The organism is Lacticaseibacillus porcinae (genome assembly GCF_003946305.1).
In the GTDB taxonomy this organism is placed as follows: Bacteria; Bacillota; Bacilli; order Lactobacillales; family Lactobacillaceae; genus Lacticaseibacillus; species Lacticaseibacillus porcinae.
Map to the genome: position 1 here is coordinate 1 of NZ_RHNS01000004.1, position 19,267 is coordinate 19,267.

The following is a 19,267-nucleotide window of genomic DNA, read 5'->3' on the forward strand; positions in this document are numbered from 1 at the left end:
GATGATAACGAAAAAACTAGCCAAACCAAAAAGAGAAAGCTTGATACAGCAACTTTCTCTTGACTAGTGGTAGAAAAGTCCACGAAACAGTCTCCTATTTCGTGGACTTCAGGCTTTTATGCCAACAATATCCAATTACGTCAGTGCAGTGACCAAACATGTTACCAAGTGACGGTTCTGCGTAACTTTGGGGGATTGGCCCAAAACCACTTTAAGGCTTACTCAACTCTGCATTGCCTTTCGTCCACAGACGCCACAAGCATCCCATGTCACCATGAGGAAATCGATCCGGTGTGATCTAGATTGAGCCCGACTGAGCCCTTCACTGTGCCGGCACTTTGAAGCTAGAGATCCAACGACAAATCGTCGCTGCGGATCAGTCTCACTCAGTTTGCGAGGAACTGCCCCTCGTTGCGAAGTATTACTGACGACCTGCGCTAAGCCGCCCCTTCCTCCTTGAATTCGTGAAAAGGATACTGCTTAAACTTATTTTATTCAAGTGATTTTTGTAAATGCCATGTAAATGTTTTCAGTCGTCGAGGACGTGCACATCCCAAGTTTGACTGCCTTGATTGATCAGCGTTTCTAACCGCCCAAATAATACCAACACCCAGCCAAAGGCTAAGACAAACGCTTGAATTTCAAAGCTCGTTAAACTCGGCCACCCAAACCACCGAAACCCGAAGTTCAACGCCAACAACGCGACGGCTACGGCATAAGACGACCACAGAAATTCTTGTGTGACCCCAGGCAATAACCACTTGCAGCCAACGATCAAACCGGCAACTAAGAACACTAACATCCCCGCCGCTTGATCATGTAATAAATGCGATGCCGCGTTGTTAGGAAACAACCCGATACAAGCAAGATCAGCACCGATCAACGTCAACATGATCCGCATCGTCCACAATTTCCAAGAACGCGGGTAACGTTCTTCCAAGGCGACAAACAAGGTATCCACTAACGCGACAAACAATAACGCAGAAATGATCAACGTCACGTTAAATTGCCAGGCTTGACTGGCCATGTTCGTCCCTAAGAAACTCAAATTGTGTTGCCACCACCGTCGCGTGTTGTTGGTGGCCATGGCGATCACCATCCCTGACACGATCACCACCAGCAACAAATTTGATAACATCGTGGTGTCGATGGTCACTGCCGCTTGCATCATAAACGCCGCGACCACTAATAAAAACAACCAAAAAATCAAAATCGCGGTCAGTCGATCAAAGGTAGCACCAGGAAACAGTTGATCAAGCAACCAAAAGCCGCCGACTAACGCTAACCCTAACATGATCGCTAACGCCCCGGTGATCACTGGAAAGTTGCGCCAATAGATCCGCGGTACTGTTTTTGCCCGTTGCGCTTGAATGAAAAAGCCGGCAAAAATGATCACACCTGCCACCACGCCGACGCCGATCACAAAACTCCCTAGCGAGATCCCACCAGACAGCGGCAAGCTTTGAATATTTTGGGTGATCCAATATAAATAAACGCCAATGGACAATACCAATGACACCACTAGCGGCAACAACCACATAAAGCGATTGGCAGACACCCGAGCGGCAAGCTTTGGTTGTAAGACTAAGCGACCATTTTTCACGCTCATTTCCATTGGTGTGTCTTTGGTGATCCCCAATTGTTCACAAACAGCTTTTGGCAAGTGCAAAGCCAGCGCCGTGTCAGATTTTTTCAAGGTGTGTTCCCCCATTTCCATTGACCATTCTAACAAAATTCACCAGACAATGAAAAAGGCCTCGTCGCCAAGACGAAACCTTGAAAAATTATGCCCGTTTAAGGCCTAACCGTTTCACAGAAAATAACGCCCCAACGATCAACGGGGTCAAAATCATCGCCCCGAGCACTTCAGGTACCCCGTTAGCACCGACCACGCCCATCAACACTTTGAGCAAGCCGCTAGAGGTGACGCCATAAGCTTTGGCGACAGGACCAGTATATAACCAACCCATCAACGCAACCACTAACACGGTGTTGGTCAACGTTCCAAGCGCTGCGGCGATGACACTGGCCACTGTTTGATTGTGAAAACGATGATATAACGCGGTAAACACCACGCCTGCCACTAAGCCGACTAACACCCGCGGCACCACCGAAATGATCGGATTGGTGAACACGATCGGATCAAGGGGTGACGTCGGTGCTGTCAATGCCCGCACGATCGTGAAAAGTCCCCACATCAACCCGATGAACATGCCATCCCATGGGCCTAACACGATCGCCGCAACGATCACCGTGATATGAATGATCGTTAAGCTGGTGAAACCTAAGGGAATGAACCCAAGCATTGGGACCATCGTTTGTAAAATGATCAAAGCCGTGAGCAACGCACGCAAGGTGATGCGCGATGCTTTGGAGCGTTTATTCATGAACTTCTCCTCCAGAAAATAACAATTGTGCGGCTATTATGGCACAACTTTTCTGATTTTGCACGATTAATTGTTAAGGGGGTCGCCAAAAAAATAATGTTGACAAGGTTGTAAGTCATGGGTTAAAGTGACCCTATTCTTAATTCGGGAGGACAATGATGATGTTAATGCCAACTTACAACATGAATTGTTGCTGTCAGACAGCGCGCTTGAAGCGATGTCTGGCCTGTTTGCATTGACTCATTGTCTTAAAATGAGTCCAGTGCCCAGGTGGGGACTGGTTTCGGCGCGCTAACCAATTTTTGGTTGACGCGCCTTTTTTTGTCCAGAGTTTTACCAAGCGCTTTTAGCTGACCAGGTAGCCTAGCGTCAGTGCTTGAGCCTGGGCTTTGGCTCGAGTGCTGATGCGTAGCTAGCTGTGTCAGCGTTGCTTGGTAAAACTCGACGTCGCGCTTTGTTTCGCAACGTCACATAGCCCTTTCGAAAAATGGAGAAACACATGTTAATCAAACATATTCAAGAAACGATCGGCCACACCCCATTATTCGAACTCCCGATCCAAACCCCAAACAATGTCCACATTTTCGCCAAGCTCGAAATGTTCAACCCTGGCGGCAGCATCAAAGATCGCCTCGGCGAATACATGTTGCAAGATGCTGAACGTCGCGGCTTACTCACCGCAAACACCACGATCATCGAACCCACTGCCGGCAACACTGGCATCGGCGTTGCCCTTGCCGCACAAGCGCGGCACTTGCCAGTGATTTTGGTGGTACCGAAACATTTTTCAGCAGAAAAGCAAACCTTGATGAAAGCCCTCGGTGCAAAGTTGATCAATACGCCAAGTGATCAAGGCATTGTCGGTGCGATCAACAAAGCTGAAGCACTGGCTGCAAGCATTCCTGATAGCTTCGTGCCAATGCAATTCAAAAATCCTGCTAATCCTGGCACCTACTACCACACCCTAGGCCCTGAGATCACGCAAGACTTGCATGCACCGATCGCCGCCTTTGTTGCTGGCGCCGGCTCTGGTGGCACCTTTGCAGGAGTAGCGGCGTACTTAAAAGCTGAAGATCCCCATACTAAAGTGATCGCGGTAGAACCTGAAGGCTCGATTTTAAACGGTGGCAAGCCTCATCCTCACCGCACTGAAGGTATCGGTGTGGAATTCATTCCCCCATTTTTCAAACATCTACAAATCGACAAAACCTTGACGATCGCTGATGATGATGCCTTTGCGCAAGTCAAAAACATGGCGCAAACTGCAGGGTTGTTCATCGGCAGTTCCAGTGGTGCCGCGTTAGCAGCCAGCTTACAACTTGCAGAATCGTTGCCTGCTGGTTCAAACATCGTCACCATTTTCCCAGACAGCGCAGAACGTTACTTAAGCGAAAACATTTACGACTAAGGAGAACACTCATGAAATTACAAACCCAATTGATTCACGGCGGCATCTCAGAAGATAAGCAAACTGGTGCGGTATCGATGCCGATCTACATGGCCTCGACTTTCCATCAAACCCATATCGGTCAAGCGAAATACGAATACTCCCGCACTTCAAACCCGACGCGACAAGCCGTTGAAGCCTTAGTCGCAGATATTGAACAAGGCACCGCAGGCTTTGCTTTTGCGTCAGGGTCTGCGGCGATCACGACGGTATTTTCCATGTTTAACGCTGGCGATCACATTGTCGTCGGCAACGATGTCTATGGCGGGACGTTCCGGTTGCTCAACCAAGTGTTCAAACGTTTAGGCCTCACCTTTACAGCGGTGGACACTCGCGACTTAGACGCCGTCGAACACGCCATCACCAAAGACACTAAAGCCATTTACTTGGAAACCCCGACGAATCCATTGTTACACGTGTCAGACATTGAGGCCTTAGCAAAGTTGGCCCATGCGCACAACATTTTGGCGATCATCGATAACACCTTCGCTAGCCCGATCGTTCAACAACCCTTAACGTTGGGCGTCGACATTGTCTTGCACTCTGCTTCCAAGTACTTAGGCGGCCACTCTGATGTGATCGCTGGCGTCGTCGTGGTCAAAGATCCTGACCTCGCAGAACAAATCGGCTTTTTGCAAAATGCGATCGGCGCGATTTTAGCCCCGCAAGAAGCTTGGTTGTTGCAACGTGGGATCAAAACATTAGCCTTGCGGATGCAAGCGCACCTCGCTAACACCGCAACCTTGTTCGAATTTCTCAAAGCGCAGCCAGAAGTCGCCAAGATCTATTACCCAGGCGACCCTGACAACCCTGATTATGCCATTGCCAAAAAGCAAATGCATGGCTTCGGTGCCATGTTGAGTTTTGAATTACAACCAGGCTTAGACCCGCAAAAGTTCGTGGAAAACTTGCATGTGATCACCTTAGCAGAATCCCTTGGCGCCTTGGAATCATTGATCGAAATTCCAAGTTTAATGACCCACAGCTCAGTGCCTCGCGACATTCGCTTAGCTAACGGCATTCAAGATGAATTGATCCGCTTATCTGTCGGCGTGGAAGCCGTCGACGACTTGAAAGCAGATCTAACGGCAGGCTTTGCCGCGTTGAAATAATGTTGGCCGTCGGGTTATTGGTGTTGATGCATGATAAAGTCCAAGCAATCAATGATTGGCAAAATGCTTTAGGTCCACAAGTTCAACTCCACGCCTTTTATCCCAAAAGCCATGTTCCTGCACATGCTGGCGTGATGCAGGCCCTGGACTTAAAGCAGGCACTACAAATGGATGTCTTCATTGTGACTGGCGCGCCGATCGATCGCCTTGATTTCAAAGACGTGTGGTATTACGCCGAAGTCGCGCAATTGATCGACGCGTTGCAATCTGCCGCGATCCCACAACTATACTCATGCTGGGGCGCCATGGCGGCATTGCATCATGAATTCGGCATCGCTAAACATCTCCTGCCACAAAAGTTGTTCGGCGTGTATCCTCAACATCAACGCCTAGCGTCACCTTTGCTCAACGGCTTGCCAGAACATTTCCTCGCACCGCATGCACGGTTTGCGGATATTTCAATAGAAGCAATTGATCGCGAACTTGATTTAATTGCCACTACCACTAACGGGCATCCCTTTTTAGCGACTGCTGGTCAACAAACCTTTTTGTTCGCGCATCTCGAATATCAGCGCTTCGGCTTGTGGCAAGAAGCGCAGCGTTCGCATAGCGACTTAGCGTTTAATGATGATCCGCTGCATCATTGGGCCTGGGAAAATACCCGCCAAGTCTTTTTCGACAACTGGCAACAATCTGTCAAACAACAATTGAAGCTCGCACAATAAAAAATCACGCTCACAGAATCTTTCTGTGAGCGTGATTTTTAATTAGTTCCAATCAGGATCATCAGCGATCGGCAAGCGATCCCAGAAGTTCTCCTTGTTGGTTTGACGACTGCGGGCGATGCCCATGGCGTGGAATGGCACATCTTTGGTGATGGTCGAACCAGCAGCGACAAAAGAGTGGTCTGCTAAATTAACTGGTGCCACAATATTTGAGTTCGAACCGATAAACGACTTGTCGCCGACATTGGAGTGGAACTTTTGCACGCCATCGTAGTTGACGAAGACGACGCCGCAGCCGATGTTGATGTCTGAACCTAACGTTGCATCCCCGACATAACTTAAGTGACCGAGCTTGGTGCGTGCACCAAGGGTGGCTTTCTTGACTTCACAGAAGTTCCCGATATGAACGTCTTCGCCAATATCAGATTGTGGCCGCAAGTGGGAGTTCGGACCGATGTTTGAGCCTTTGTGCATGATCGAATCTTCAATGGTGGAGCTGGTGATGGTGACATTGTCTTCGATCGTCGCGTTGATCAATTCAGAATGGGTGCCGACCACACAGTTAGAACCGATGGTGGTGTGGCCTTTCAAATAAACGCCAGGTTCAATGATCGTGTCATTGCCGATGGTGACATCAGCGTCGATATAAGTGGTGTCAGGATCGATCATGGTGACGCCATTTTTCATGTGGGCGACGTTGATGCGTTGTTGCATCACTTTGGTAGCCGCGGCCAAAGCGACCCGATCGTTAACGCCCATCGATTCGGAAAAATCATCCATGGTGTAGGCGCCGATCGCTTCGCCTTGGGCTTTCAAGATACCGATCACATCTGGCAAGTAGTATTCACCTTGCGCGTTGTCGTTGCCGACTTGATGCAATGTTTTGAACAAGGTTTGGTTGTCGAAAACGTAAACGCCGGTGTTGATTTCATGCACCGCTGCTTCTTCAGGAGTGGCGTCTTTTTGTTCCACGATTTTTTCAACGTTGCCGTCAGCGTTGCGGATCACGCGGCCGTAGCCGAAAGGTTCTGGGGCGTTGGCAGTCAAAACGGTTGCCAATACGCCTGCTTGTTCATGATAAGCAAACAGTTTTTCAAAAGTGTCTGCAGTAAACAATGGGGTATCGCCACTAGCGATCAACGTGATGCCTGCTTTGTCGCCAAGTAATGGTTCTGCTTGCAATACCGCGTGGCCGGTGCCGAGTTGTTCGGCTTGTAAAACGAATTGGGTGCGGTCGCCTAAGGCTTTTTCAACGTCTTGGGCGCCGTGGCCAACAACAGTGACCACTTGATCTTGATGGGTTTGTTCCACTTGGGTCAACACGTGATCGACCATCGGCTTGCCGCAAACTTTGTGTAACACCTTATACAATGAAGACTTCATCCGCGTGCCTTTACCAGCCGCAAGAATGATCGTGAATTTAGCAGACATGATGTGCTCCTTTAAATTTCGTGTATAGCTCCATCATAGCCAATGCGAGCGCCGCTGACAAGAAAAGCATTGGGGTATACCAATTGCGCGTGGGTGGTCGGTGAACGGGGCTTGGGACTCCAGCTGGCCGCCACGGCATAGTAAGGGCCCTCGGCCGAGCTAACTTGAGTCAATCGCTTCGCGCTTTCCTCAAGTGGATCTCGACCTGCGGAACGCAGTAGCCGATAAATCGGCAACTGCGTTCTTACTATGCCGCGACGGCCAGCTTCCGTCCCAAGCCCCGTTCACCTACGCTGTTGCTTACATGATCCATGTAATTGATGCAGTCATCGGTAGTCAAACAAAAAAGTCGAACATCTTCACGACATTCGACTTCACTTCATTATTTCGATTCAGATTTAATGGTACTGATTTGATGGGTCTTGCTCCAAACTTCATAGAAGAAACGCACTGGTTTGTGGAACAATGCCCAAATGAAGTTCACCACGAAGTATGCGAGCAAAAGGCCAAATAGCAATAACAGCGCAAAGTTCAGATCAGTGCGGTGGAATTTGGAGAAGATCTCTTCAAACATCAAGAAGAATCCGCGCAAGCTTTGCAAGACGACGCCATATAACAAGAACGCCCGCAGCAACAACGTGCCAAAACCGGCAGGATGTTCATTGGCATCGACCACTTGGATCTTGACCAATTTTTTACCCCAAGTGGTACCGTGATTGACCCAAGGCACCAACACATGAGCGAAGAACACTGGGAGTACCCAAGTCAACAACACGCCTGGCAACAGTTTTTCCATGCCCAATAAATTGGAGATCAACCCTAATACTGCTGCAGCAATGCCGACGACGACTACATTATCAAGGAAAAAGGCCACAAAGCGCCGCATCAAGCTGACGTGAGTCCCTGCTTGTAAGCTTTGTTGATCCATCGCTTCTCGCGTCGGGAACACACGCATCAACGTTGGCGCGATCAACGCCCCGATCAAACCGCCAGTGGAGTTTAAGATCAAATCATCAACGTCAAACAAGCGATAAGGGCGCGGATAGTAACCATACAATCCAGACAGTTGCGTCAGTTCAAAGAACAGCGACAACCCTAAGCTCATCGCCCAAGCTTGCCACCAAGGTCGCTTGAAGTAATAGCGCAAATACACGCCAAAAGGAATCGTCAACACAATGTTAAACACTGGTTGAATGAACCCTGGTTGCTTCATCGCCGCCAGCCACGTGCTTGGATGCAGCGGTGAAAATACTGTGGTATTGATAAATTCTCGCAATGCCATGAATGGCACTAAGTTATAACGCTGCGTGGTGAGTTGGGCAACAGCTTCGCGACTTGGTAGCGGCAAAATGATCAAAAAATACGCCGCTAACAAGTAAAACACGAAACTGTAGATCACCACAGCGCGCCATTTTAAAAAGCTGCCATATTTACGATATTGACCGATCAAAAAAGGCAGTGCCAACACCAACGCCAAAAACGGGAAGGTCACCACTGCCATTTTTACCGGATAAAGGTAGACGCTCACTTAGAAAGTTCCTCCAGCTTGGCCATGTTTTTATCCATATAATTACCTGCCACCGCATGTAAGGTGTTGGCTTTGGTGTCGACTTCATCGACGCGGATCAAGCTCGTGTAATCAGAAACCATGCGATCGCCTGAGAAGTTACCTTCTGCAAATACGGAGATCCCGACCAGCTTAGCGTCAAATTCTGCGATCAATGAACGCATCCCGTTGACGGTGCCGCCGCCTTTCATGAAGTCATCAACGATCAAGACGCCAGAGCCGGCAGCTAGTGAACGCTTGGATAATTCCATTTTTTCGATGCGGGCGGAGCTTGCGGAAACATAGTTCACGGAAACCGTGGAGCCTTCAGTGATCTTGGAGTCGCGACGGACGATCACAAATGGCACATTCAAAAATTGCGAAACTGATTGTGCGATCGGGATTCCTTTAGTAGCCACCGTCATCACGGCATCAACTTTTTGATCGAGGTATTGCGTAGCGATCAAACGACCGATTTGTCGCAACACGTCAGGCGTGCCGAGCAGATCAGATAAGTAAACATACCCACCTGGCAACAAGCGATCAGTTTCGCTTAAGCGATTGGCCATGGCGCCGATGAAGTCCGTCGCTTCGGCTTTACCCATGATCGGAATGTAACGCACCCCACCAGCAGCACCGGGAACTGTTTCTAAAATCCCAGTTTGGCGTTGAGCAAACGTGCGGCGAACAATGGCAAGGTCTTCAGAAATCGAAGACTTGGCCGATTCGTAGCGTTTGGAAAAGAAGGTCAATGGCACCAAGGTGTGTGGCCGCTCTAATAAATAGCGCGTCATGTCGATCAGCCGATCACTGCGGCGAACTTTCATAAGTATATCTCCTTAATTGATTCGGCAGCATCATTTTGCTGGTGTTGCCTGGACGGATTCCGAATATTTGGATTATCACGATATATGTCGTTTCGATCTGCTTAATTATAGGCGATTATCCGTGAAATTCCAAGAATTTTTAGAAAATTTCATCCGAACGTTCGTCAATTTTTAATTTAATCAAAACACAAACAGTTTAATATTTTGCCGGAATTCCCCCGACTTGTCAAGGATTATCGGACAAATTTCGCGTTGTGTGCGGCAGAGGGTTTTAAATTTGGGACTCCAGCTGGCTCGCCGGTGCGTGGAGAGGGTCCTCGGCCGAGCTAACTTGGACGTTTCGCTACGCTCACCGCCAAGTGGATCTCGACCTGCGGCTTCTCGTAAGCGATGCTCGCTGAAGGCATGAGAATCTCACCACGCACCGGCGGCCAGCTTCCGTCCCAAATTCAAAACTTTCACGAGCGAATTAACTTTACGAAGCTATCTATCGTCAGCATGTGTTGTTAATCGCAATGTTTCCATAGACAATAGGAGGAAACTTCTCTCTACTACGCTATTATCTAAAAGCTTCACTACTTAATAAAGCAGTGAAGGTTGACATGAAATGTTCACAACAACACGAATGCTACGGTGTCTCATTAACGTTCCAGTTAATAAAATAGTATCAGCCCCTACTGAATAACACCGTATTTCACAAGTTGCTGTTATTCAATAGGAGCTTTATACTTTTATTCAGTAAAGTAGTTATAAGGAGGAGCGTACATGTACACCATCCCGTTAGCAGACTACATCATCATTTCAGTTATCTTGTTCACTACCCTATACACAGCACATTCATATTTAACGACAGGTCACATCCATACATATAAAGTTATTATCCTAACACTACTCACTACCTTAGCCTCAACTCTATTCACTAATTTTGGCGAATCTGCAGTTATCATCTGTTGCTTTTTTGGGATGATACACCTTCACCATTATATCGAGAGTTTATGCTTCGTCCTTTTGTGGGAAGGCTATGATATTGTTCAACACCTCATCTTAGCAGGTGTATTACTGATGACTAGGGCTTTCCCTAGTCAAGCAAGTTTAATTGTCTGGTTCATTCCCATAGCATCCGCGTTGATACTCTTGGTATTGCTAGGCACGTACGCCATTCGCCATAAGAAACCTTTTCATTTTCCTTCAACACTATCGACGGTCTGCCGAAATCATCCTATTCTGCTCGCCTATCCGCTATTGACCTGCTTATTCTTCTCTCTGATCAATACAGTTGCTGATTATCTTACTTCAACAAAGGTTGAGTGGTTCTTGTTCTCTGTGTCAGCAACGCTCATCGTTGCTAACTATATTATCTTCTACTATGTCCTTAAATTAACTGATGCTATGCTGACAAATCAAATCTATCTTGCCTCAGAAGCAGCGGAGACTAAATACAACGAAGTACTTACGCGGCAACAAGTTAACACTGCTAATCTCTTGCACGACATGCAAAACATATTTATGGCAATTGAAGCAAATCTTCCGAAGACGGAACGCGACAAGTCAAACGTTGCAAGTTTAATTCGACAAGGGCGCCATCGACTATCACAAAATCAACCTAGCCAAAGCGTCTTAACTCAGATACACACCATTTCACTACGTAATATAATTTATTCAATTTGGACACAAGCGACTGAACATGAACTAACTTGTAATATTCTAGTTATTGGAGATATTCGAATTCTTGACAAGATGACACTCTCTAACACAATTGCAGATCTAAAGAAGATTTCTAGAGTGGCAATTGCTGAAGCAATGCTCTCCGCTTCAAGAACTATCAAAATAAGAATTGCGGAGCAGACTCACGCAGTCAAAATTACGCTGATTCACGAATCCGATCAACATCGTTCTAATAATTTAGTTAGCACGATAGGCAGTTTGATAATTACTGAAAATGTTAACTATCTTGAAACAAGTAACAACAGCACTATTGAACAAACATTACTAATCGCGGAGGTTAATGATGCTTAGAATCTATATGCTTGAGGACAATTTTCGTGAGTTGAGTTACCTAGAAGAGATTGTCGTTCAAACGCTATTTAATTTTCAGCCAGAGGCGTCATTAATACTTGCCACGTCGAACACCGATGATTTCTTGGAAGCAATTGGACAAGAGTCACTTGATGACACGTTATTTTTTCTCGACTATGATTTAAAACGCCATAAACAAACCGGCCTCGATATCGCAAAGATGATTCGCGCTCGTTCCATAACTGCAGAAATCGTCTTTATTTCTGGACACGATGAAGCATTGTTAAAGCTTGTTACAAGCGAAATTAAACCAATGAACTTCATCCAGAAAGGCCTAGACGGAATCTCACTGGCAACACAAATTCGTAACGATATATTAAAAAGTTCCGATCAAGTCGTAGCACGCAATCAAAATACAGAATTCAATTTCATCGCACATCAAGGGGCTGGCTTGGTATCCATACCAATAGAAGAAATAATCATGATTCAGAGTTCTAAGACGGCACCGGGAATTCTTGAGGTTTTTGCTCAGCACACGACACTATCATATCGCGGAAGTCTATCTGACATCGAAAGTAAATATTCGTCTTTGTTTCGTTGTCACAAAAGCTTCATCATCAATCCCAATGCCGTTCGCTGGTTTGATCCTCACAAACGATTACTCACGATGTCAAACGGATCCCACGCTGATATTGGATTACGTAAACTTTCCAAACTTAGAAAGCTACTTGAAGAAAATAGATAAGGATCTTGAGTCTATCACAACAGGCTTGACTACTGGCGTAGAACTTTAATACATATCAATAACCCGATTCTCAGTGTCATTGATAGAATCAATAGAGGGCTCTGTATGAGTACTAAGATGTTCGTATCTTTATTGTAAGCCCACGATAGTCACGATGAGCCAACAACTAATCCTTCAATTTTTCGGAATTAGACTGTTCTGAAGTTCTGTCATTGACAATGTCTTGTGAAATTGAACGATTAATTCAACTTTTGATGCGTTTAGCCAATACATGAGCCAGACAATGTTTTTCCGATCATAATACAAACTGTACCTGATCAGGACAATTGATCATAGGAAAAAGGTGCAATAATAATGAATAGCTTCGACAAGGTTGATGCTTCTTTCAAATAGTTTGATGACGCCAATTTAGTAACAGTTCAAGGTGACAAACGCAAAGCCACTGCAAGTTGGGTAAATGGGGAGCACTGTTCAACAAAGTTACTGAGTACCTTGAAAGTTAGTGTAGTAGCGAAAGGTCGGGCAGATGGTCCGGCCTTTTTATACCTGTCAGACCTTTAGGAGGGGTTAAGATGAGTTTCTTTATTCCAAAGACAAAGCATTTCGGGCTTAAGTTGCTTGGGATGTTTATCATCTCAGCCGTATTGACGATTGTTTATATTTATTTTCTGGACTATTTAAACCTTGGTTTCATCGTAATGCCATTAGTAGCAGAGATATTACTTGGCTTAACCATCATGATCTTGTCTCAAGTTTGGCTCAAATTACCGCTCTTTGGCAAAGTGATCAATTGGAAACAAGGCACAGTGGCGATGCTCGTGATGCTAATTGTTTGTTTTACTGATTTTGGTGCACTTCCCGAATTCTCAAATAAGCTCCTCATGTTGGCATTGTTGCACGGGGCTGCGGCGGGTATTTTTGAAGAAGCGCTCGTACGCGGACCATTGCTCTTCTTAGTTTTTAAGCATACGCCGAAAAACCTGTCACCATACTGGTGGACTGCCATTGTTACGGCATTATTCTTTGGTTGCATGCACTTACAGAATCTTAGCGCTAATCAAGATCTTGTCCAAACTTTGATTCAGGTTGGCTATGCTACTGCACTGGGGTTTGGTGCTGCAGCACTTTATCTCTTTACCCATAACCTCGGATTTTCGGTTCTTTTACATGGTATCTCTGACTGCGTGAGTTATTACTTTGCAGGTAATAGCACCTCCTACGCAGGCGATAACTGGCTTGATTGGGTATTACTCGCATTGATGGTCTGCACGCAACTTGCAGTTGGCGCATATTTACTCAAACAAATAACTTCAACTCAAAAAGTTTAAAGCAAGGGAGTTGTTTACATGAAAAATGTCAAAGAGGCACTTACAAAACCCGCTTTTCGGGGGCTTCCAAAAGACGGATTAACCGCTCTATCAGGACGAACGCTATTCACCATACAATTGGTCAATGGCGATCATACTTTCCCTTCTCGCGGCACTTTCGCCCACCTTATTAATACGTTTTCTACAGGTGTCACCGTCACAGTAACGAAAAACCAAGTCACGCTAGACGGGCATGAAAACAAACAGATCACAATCATTCCCACCTCAGTTGATATTTTCTTGGCTCGAACCAATGCAAACCAGTTCAATTTGCGACAAGCCGCCCCAGTATATATCACCTTTTTACATATGGTAGGTGATGACTTTGACTTCTATATTCGAGTTTCTGGAGGACGGGCAGGTAAATATTTGATCGATCATCCTCAGCAACTACCTGTTCACGATATCTTAGGGCTCAAGCATATTGAGACAGGTCAAACTGAAATGGATCTTGTCGATGCCATAAATTCATACGGATATACAAAACTTATCGAAGGATCCGAGGTTGCTTTTCTTGACGACGATAACATCATCAAATTTGCATCAGTGACCCCACACTAGCATTCACGGACAATGCCGTGTTGATAACCAAACAGTTAAATATTCTTCTCATGACAAGGTTTGAAAATTAGATTAAGGAAGATGATCATTATGAACGACGCATATGAAGCGCTCGCTAAACCTGCGATTCGGTTTCTTTCAGACAATGGCTTATCTGCGTTGACAGGACGTGTCCTATTTACCACGCAACTGGTGATAGGTAAAGTGAGCTTGCCTGCTCGAGGTAGTTTCAAACATCTTATCGGTGCATTTTCTGACGGTATTACGGTAACCGTAGTTGGCGACCAAGTAATGCTTGATGCTCCTAGAAAAAAACAATTCACGTTCACGCCAACAAGGATTGATGTGTTTTTAGCTCAAATCAAAGCAAACGAATATAGCTCGTGGCAAACGTCACCATCCTATCTCACTTTTTTGCATATGATAGGCAAGGATTTCGACTTTTACATTCGTGTATCTGGCGGACGAGCAGGTAAATACCTTATCGATCATCCTCAACAATTACCCGTTCATGATATTCTAGGGCTCAAGAATATCGAGACTGGACACTCCGAAATAGATTTGGCCGAAGCAATCAATGCTTACGGCTATTCGAAACTTGTCGAAGACACTCCCGTCGCTTTCTTGAATACCGATAATATTGCCAATGGCTACAGATTGGCATCGGTAACGTCACATTAATCTACAACAAAACAACCACCAGATCATGTAACAAGATCTGGTGGTTGTTTGATTAATCGAGTCGTTAATACGGATTGTCCTTCATCTTCAGCGGTTGATAATCCCCATATTCAACTTGGATCGTCACATGGGCGATGTCATATTGATCGCGAAGTTTTTGACCGAGTTTTTCGATGAACCAGTCGTTGTTTTCGCTGGTATCACGCATCACGTGTACTGTTAGCGCCACATCAGTCGTACTTAACGCCCAAATGTGCAGATCGTGACATGAGATCACTGTCGGAAACTGGGTGATGCAAGCGGAAACTTTCGCTGGATCGACGGCTTTTGGTACGGCAGCCATCGCGAGGTTCACGGCATCTTTCAATAACCCCCAAGTGCTGACTAACACCACTAATGCGACTAAGATCGACACTGTGGGATCAAGCCATTGCCACCCGGTCAACAAGTACAAGCCCCCAGCTAACACGACGCCTAAGCTGACGCCTGCGTCTGCGGCCATATGCATGAACGCACCTTTGATGTTGAGGTCATGATCTTTGCCATGATGGAACAATAACGCCGTCGCGCCGTTAACGACGATCCCAACGCCAGCGACGATCATCACGATGCCGCCTTGCATCGGTTCAGGATGGGCGAAGCGTCCAGCGGCTTCGACAATAATGGCACCCATGGCGACTAATAAGAACACGGCATTGATCAACGCCGCAAGAATTGATGAACTTTTATAACCGTATGTCCGCATCGCAGTCGGCTTGCGGCAAGATAACCACGCAGCAAACCACGCGATCGCAAGGCCTAACACATCAGAAAGATTATGTAAGGCGTCTGCGACTAAGGCAATGGATCCGATAGCCGCGCCAAAGCCGACTTCTGCGACGATGTAAATCGCATTTAATAAAATGCCCCAGAAAAATGCTTTATCTGGTTTCGGATTCGTCATGTGCGCTCTCCTCCTCACTGTTGATACCCCCATCATCGCGAGAATCACAACAGTTGTCAAAGCTAGAAAGTTAGCGTAACCATTCCGGACAAGGCGCAAAGCGTTGACCTCATCGCCTTATTGCAAAGCTAATAGCCGCTCACGCAAATTTTTATTCACGGCGTAAAGGCCTAGACCCATCCGGCCGCGTTTCATTAAGATGTTTGCGACATGCAAGATCAACGCTTGCTTTTCTGCTTCGCCAAGGCCTGCGCGTTTACGAAAGGCTTCTTGATCTTCGAACTTGCTGGTGTCGATCACGATGCGATCAGTTTGCGGATCATAATCAATGCTTGGTCCTAAGATCACGCCAGCGACATTGAGGTCAAAGCCTTGAATCGTGTAGATCGACCCGACTTCATGCAAGGTCTCTGGACGACTGGCCCATGGGCGATCGGTGAAATTGATTTTATCCCAAGGAAGATGCAAGGTCCCGGCATCCACCCACCAAGTTTTGTCGCCGAAGACGCGAAAAGGAAAATCTGTCGTCGCGATCATTCGCGCAAGTCCAAGCTTGGCATCTTGGGCTCGGATCCAATCATATAGCGGTTGACCATCGGCGAAGACTTTAAACGTGAAGTCTTCGGGCTGCGGTAGCGGCAACAACTTGCGCTTTTGGACAAAAGCATTGATCCACTCAGATACACTGGCATCTTGCATCCGAAATTGTTGCGACAATTCGGCGGACTCGACAATATGCCCCGCTAAAGTTTGTTTGAGTAATTGCTGATCCCAATGTGATTTGAGCTTCACCACTTGATCAAAATCTTCAACGATCACTAACACCTGGGTCAATTGCAATAAATCTGCCAACTGGTTGTGGCCGTGATAAGCATTGAAAGGATCGGCTTGACTCAACAATAAGTGCGCTTCGTCAACGAAGACAGCTTTGGCTTTTTGACCTGACTTTTGCATGCGGTTAATGAATGGCGTCGGCTTTTCGTAGTCTTTTTTCAATACACCAGGCGTCATACCAGCGACTTCTTTGTAGACTTTCAACATTTCGTTGTGATTGACCAACAAATGCATCCCCGGCTCCCGCACTGCGGTGAACACAGCGTTTAACACGACACTTTTTCCTGATCCGGCATCCCCGTGCAAGACAAACACTGCGGCATCATCGTCTTCTTGATGAGCAGTGATGAAGCTTTTGATCCGTGCAGTCAACGCTTGTTGTGTCGGCGTCAGTTGCGCTTGTTCACTTAATAAAAACGTCGTATCACTTAATGGCATTAAAAAACTCCTTCAAAATAAAAAACCGGCTTATTTGCCGGTTAAATCGCTTATGCTAATGGCCGCACCAGATACACTTCTGGACAAAAGCCTTTCATCGAATTGTACACCCGCATCGCGCGGCTACGTTTTTCACAAAGCGCAAATACGGTGGGCCCAGAGCCTGACATTTGCGCAATTTGTGCACCGTAGCGCAAGAAGCGTTCCCGCAAAGCAGTGATTTCAGGATAGCGACTGGCGGTGAGTTGTTCTAATGAATTCGCCATGCCGCTAGTCATTTGGGCAAAGTCATGGGCTTTGATCCCTGCGAGCACAAGATCTGTATCGGGTCGTGGCAGCGGTTTGGAGTAATCGACGGCGTTTAAAATGCTTGGCGTCGATACGGAAGCACTAGGTTTCGCCAGCACCACCCAAAAGTTTGGTAACGCCCCAAGCGGTTCAACAATCTCTCCGCGACCAGTAACTTTTGACGTTTGCGAATAGACGCAATACGGCACGTCGGAGTCGACTTTTAAGCCGATCTTTGCGAGTTCTGCGCGCGAATACCCCAGATTCCACAGTTGGTTGAGGCCGCGCAATACCGCAGCAGCATCGCTGGAGCCGCCACCAAGGCCTGCAGAAACAGGAATATGTTTTTCGATGTGAATGCTGGCGCCTTTGGTGATGCCAGCGACTTGTTGCAACAAAATTGCCGCTTTGTAGGCAAGGTTGCGCGGATCCTCCGGCAGAAACCCACTATCCGTCGTCACGCGGATCGCCTCAGATGGCTGAATATGCACGTAATCGGCGAGGTCGACAGACGTCATTACCATCCGCCACTCATGTTCGCCGTCGTGATGGCGATACAGCGCATCTAGACTCAGGTTGATCTTGGCCGGGGCTTTTTCGATGAGTTCCATCTTAACCACCAGTCTCGTTAGCTTTTGTTTCCTAGTATACCACAGGAAAAAGCGCGAAACTCAAAGTGTGCGCTCCATCACAATGACTTCTGCAACATGCCCATTTTGAAATTGAAACGGTGATTTGCGAATCTCTTTAAACCCAAGTTGCGGCCAAAAATTCAACGCCTTGGTGTTCGTGGCCACCACGCCAAGTTCTACTTTGGTGTAGCGTTCTTTTCGCCATTGATCAAACAATTGCGCCATCACTTGATGTCCCAGTCCTTGGTGTTGATCGGCGATCATCAACAACCCTAAATAAACGTCATGTTCATCAGGATAGCCAGTGATCCAGTCACACACCCCGATCACTTGATCATCTTGTTTGATCAAGCGAAAATGCTTTGAAGTTTTGGTTTTACCAAGTGGCACTTCTTTGGCGTCATTTAAGACAGTGACTAACGTCGGTTGATCATCACCGATAACGTCATAATACTCGTGATTGGCTTGATAAATTTTCAACGCTTGAAGGCGCGTGGCAGAAGTCGTGATCGGATCGAATGTGAACATGGAATTTTCCTTTCGTAAACCGGAATATTTGCTAGTTGAATCATGGCACAGTTTCACGTGAAATAAAAGTCGTCAGTGATTGGTTCGCGGAGTGTCAAATATATTTACTATATCAAGTATATTAACTATATTTGAGCAAGTCGTTACTTCATGCGATGCCCAGAGTCTTTGTAGCGATTACTATGCGTCAGCCCTTGGAAATCGGGACGGAAGCCGGTCGGCGCGGCGTGGTGAGATTTCCGTTAGCGACTGGTCGCTTACGGAAAGCCGCAGGGAAAGATCCACTTGGCGGTGAGCGTAGCGAGTCCGTCCAAGTTAGCTAACCCGTCGACCCTCACTTCGCCGCGCCGACCGGCTGGAGTTCCGATTTCCAAGTACTCCTCATTCGAAGCCAACAAAAAAACCATGCGCAACAAAGCAACATGGTTGATTTTAGGAAACTTTTTCTTCGTCATCAAATGTGATTTGGATCGATTTGGTGAGGAGGTCTGCGTAGCTGTAGGATACGCGTTCGAATGAATTGGTATCTTGATCGAGATCCACCACGAAAATCGCTGGGTAGGTTTCTTTCAACGTCCCTTTGCGCCGGGTGACCTTCTTGCGGCCCGCTTGGGCGACGACTGTGAGATTCTCGCCGATCTTGCCGTCGAGTTGTTGCTTGATGCTAGCTAATGTCATTGGCATGCATTTCACCTCTTGTTAGCTATCATACCACAAAGTCAATAAGTTTGCAATTATACCATTACATCTTAAATCTGA

At 46.7% G+C, this 19,267-nt stretch carries 18 protein-coding genes; 8 read left to right on the forward strand and 10 right to left on the reverse strand.

Annotation, left to right across the window (positions count from 1 at the left end):
* Positions 1-529 precede the first annotated feature (529 nt).
* Positions 530-1,696, reverse strand: coding sequence for an AbrB/MazE/SpoVT family DNA-binding domain-containing protein (locus tag EKM92_RS05050; RefSeq protein ID WP_225420725.1), 1,167 nt, complete (start codon positions 1,694-1,696; stop codon positions 530-532).
* 88 nt (positions 1,697-1,784) lie between these two features.
* Complete coding sequence (locus EKM92_RS05055) at positions 1,785-2,387, reverse strand: ECF transporter S component (protein ID WP_125708546.1); 603 nt, start codon at positions 2,385-2,387, stop codon at positions 1,785-1,787.
* Between the two features lie 499 nt (positions 2,388-2,886).
* On the opposite strand from EKM92_RS05055, the gene EKM92_RS05060 reads away from it, so the two are divergent.
* The 3 genes from EKM92_RS05060 to EKM92_RS05070 are packed head-to-tail and all read left to right on the forward strand — an operon-like array spanning position 2,887 to position 5,671.
* Positions 2,887-3,795 (forward strand): PLP-dependent cysteine synthase family protein, encoded by a 909-nt coding sequence (locus EKM92_RS05060; RefSeq protein WP_125708548.1) that lies wholly within the window; start codon positions 2,887-2,889, stop codon positions 3,793-3,795.
* Between the two features lie 11 nt (positions 3,796-3,806).
* Entirely contained in the window at positions 3,807-4,946 is a 1,140-nt protein-coding gene (locus EKM92_RS05065; RefSeq protein WP_125708550.1) for a trans-sulfuration enzyme family protein, read from the forward strand.
* Positions 4,946-5,671, forward strand: coding sequence for a homoserine O-acetyltransferase/O-succinyltransferase family protein (locus EKM92_RS05070; protein WP_125708552.1), 726 nt, complete (start codon positions 4,946-4,948; stop codon positions 5,669-5,671). The genes EKM92_RS05065 and EKM92_RS05070 overlap by 1 nt, the downstream gene beginning before the upstream one ends.
* A 42-nt stretch (positions 5,672-5,713) precedes the next feature.
* Here EKM92_RS05070 and glmU read toward each other — a convergent pair whose 3' ends face one another.
* From glmU to purR, 3 genes are all read right to left on the reverse strand, one after another.
* Positions 5,714-7,102: a bifunctional UDP-N-acetylglucosamine diphosphorylase/glucosamine-1-phosphate N-acetyltransferase GlmU gene (gene glmU / locus EKM92_RS05075; protein ID WP_125708554.1), complete on the reverse strand. Its 1,389-nt coding sequence runs from the start codon at positions 7,100-7,102 to the stop codon at positions 5,714-5,716.
* A 382-nt stretch (positions 7,103-7,484) separates the two neighbouring features.
* Complete coding sequence (locus EKM92_RS05080) at positions 7,485-8,630, reverse strand: VanZ family protein (protein ID WP_125708556.1); 1,146 nt, start codon at positions 8,628-8,630, stop codon at positions 7,485-7,487.
* Entirely contained in the window at positions 8,627-9,475 is an 849-nt protein-coding gene (gene purR / locus EKM92_RS05085) for a pur operon repressor (protein WP_056962383.1), read from the reverse strand. The genes EKM92_RS05080 and purR overlap by 4 nt, the downstream gene beginning before the upstream one ends.
* A gap of 765 nt (positions 9,476-10,240) precedes the next feature.
* Here purR and EKM92_RS05090 point away from each other — a divergent pair.
* The 5 genes from EKM92_RS05090 to EKM92_RS05110 all read left to right on the forward strand — a co-directional run bounded on the left by EKM92_RS05090 (position 10,241) and on the right by EKM92_RS05110 (position 14,845).
* Positions 10,241-11,491: a hypothetical protein gene (locus tag EKM92_RS05090; RefSeq protein ID WP_125708558.1), complete on the forward strand. Its 1,251-nt coding sequence runs from the start codon at positions 10,241-10,243 to the stop codon at positions 11,489-11,491.
* Complete coding sequence (locus EKM92_RS05095; protein WP_164509904.1) at positions 11,484-12,236, forward strand: LytR/AlgR family response regulator transcription factor; 753 nt, start codon at positions 11,484-11,486, stop codon at positions 12,234-12,236. Before EKM92_RS05090 ends, EKM92_RS05095 begins: the two co-directional genes overlap by 8 nt.
* Before the next feature lie 572 nt (positions 12,237-12,808).
* Positions 12,809-13,564: a CPBP family intramembrane glutamic endopeptidase gene (locus EKM92_RS05100; RefSeq protein WP_125708562.1), complete on the forward strand. Its 756-nt coding sequence runs from the start codon at positions 12,809-12,811 to the stop codon at positions 13,562-13,564.
* Positions 13,565-13,582: 18 nt separating this feature from the next.
* Positions 13,583-14,164: a hypothetical protein gene (locus tag EKM92_RS05105; RefSeq protein WP_125708564.1), complete on the forward strand. Its 582-nt coding sequence runs from the start codon at positions 13,583-13,585 to the stop codon at positions 14,162-14,164.
* A 90-nt stretch (positions 14,165-14,254) separates the two neighbouring features.
* Complete coding sequence (locus EKM92_RS05110; protein WP_125708566.1) at positions 14,255-14,845, forward strand: hypothetical protein; 591 nt, start codon at positions 14,255-14,257, stop codon at positions 14,843-14,845.
* 64 nt (positions 14,846-14,909) lie between these two features.
* Here EKM92_RS05110 and EKM92_RS05115 read toward each other — a convergent pair whose 3' ends face one another.
* The 5 genes from EKM92_RS05115 to EKM92_RS05135 all read right to left on the reverse strand — a co-directional run bounded on the left by EKM92_RS05115 (position 14,910) and on the right by EKM92_RS05135 (position 19,192).
* Positions 14,910-15,788 (reverse strand): cation diffusion facilitator family transporter, encoded by an 879-nt coding sequence (locus EKM92_RS05115; protein WP_125708568.1) that lies wholly within the window; start codon positions 15,786-15,788, stop codon positions 14,910-14,912.
* 117 nt (positions 15,789-15,905) lie between these two features.
* Complete coding sequence (locus EKM92_RS05120; RefSeq protein WP_125708570.1) at positions 15,906-17,060, reverse strand: DUF2075 domain-containing protein; 1,155 nt, start codon at positions 17,058-17,060, stop codon at positions 15,906-15,908.
* A 50-nt stretch (positions 17,061-17,110) separates the two neighbouring features.
* Positions 17,111-17,959: a 4-(cytidine 5'-diphospho)-2-C-methyl-D-erythritol kinase gene (ispE, locus tag EKM92_RS05125; RefSeq protein ID WP_125708572.1), complete on the reverse strand. Its 849-nt coding sequence runs from the start codon at positions 17,957-17,959 to the stop codon at positions 17,111-17,113.
* Between the two features lie 60 nt (positions 17,960-18,019).
* Entirely contained in the window at positions 18,020-18,508 is a 489-nt protein-coding gene (locus EKM92_RS05130) for a GNAT family N-acetyltransferase (RefSeq protein WP_125708573.1), read from the reverse strand.
* A gap of 432 nt (positions 18,509-18,940) precedes the next feature.
* The gene (locus EKM92_RS05135) at positions 18,941-19,192 is read right to left on the reverse strand and encodes a Veg family protein (protein ID WP_054714344.1); all 252 of its coding nucleotides are present in this window, start codon (positions 19,190-19,192) and stop codon (positions 18,941-18,943) included.
* Positions 19,193-19,267 lie beyond the last annotated feature (75 nt).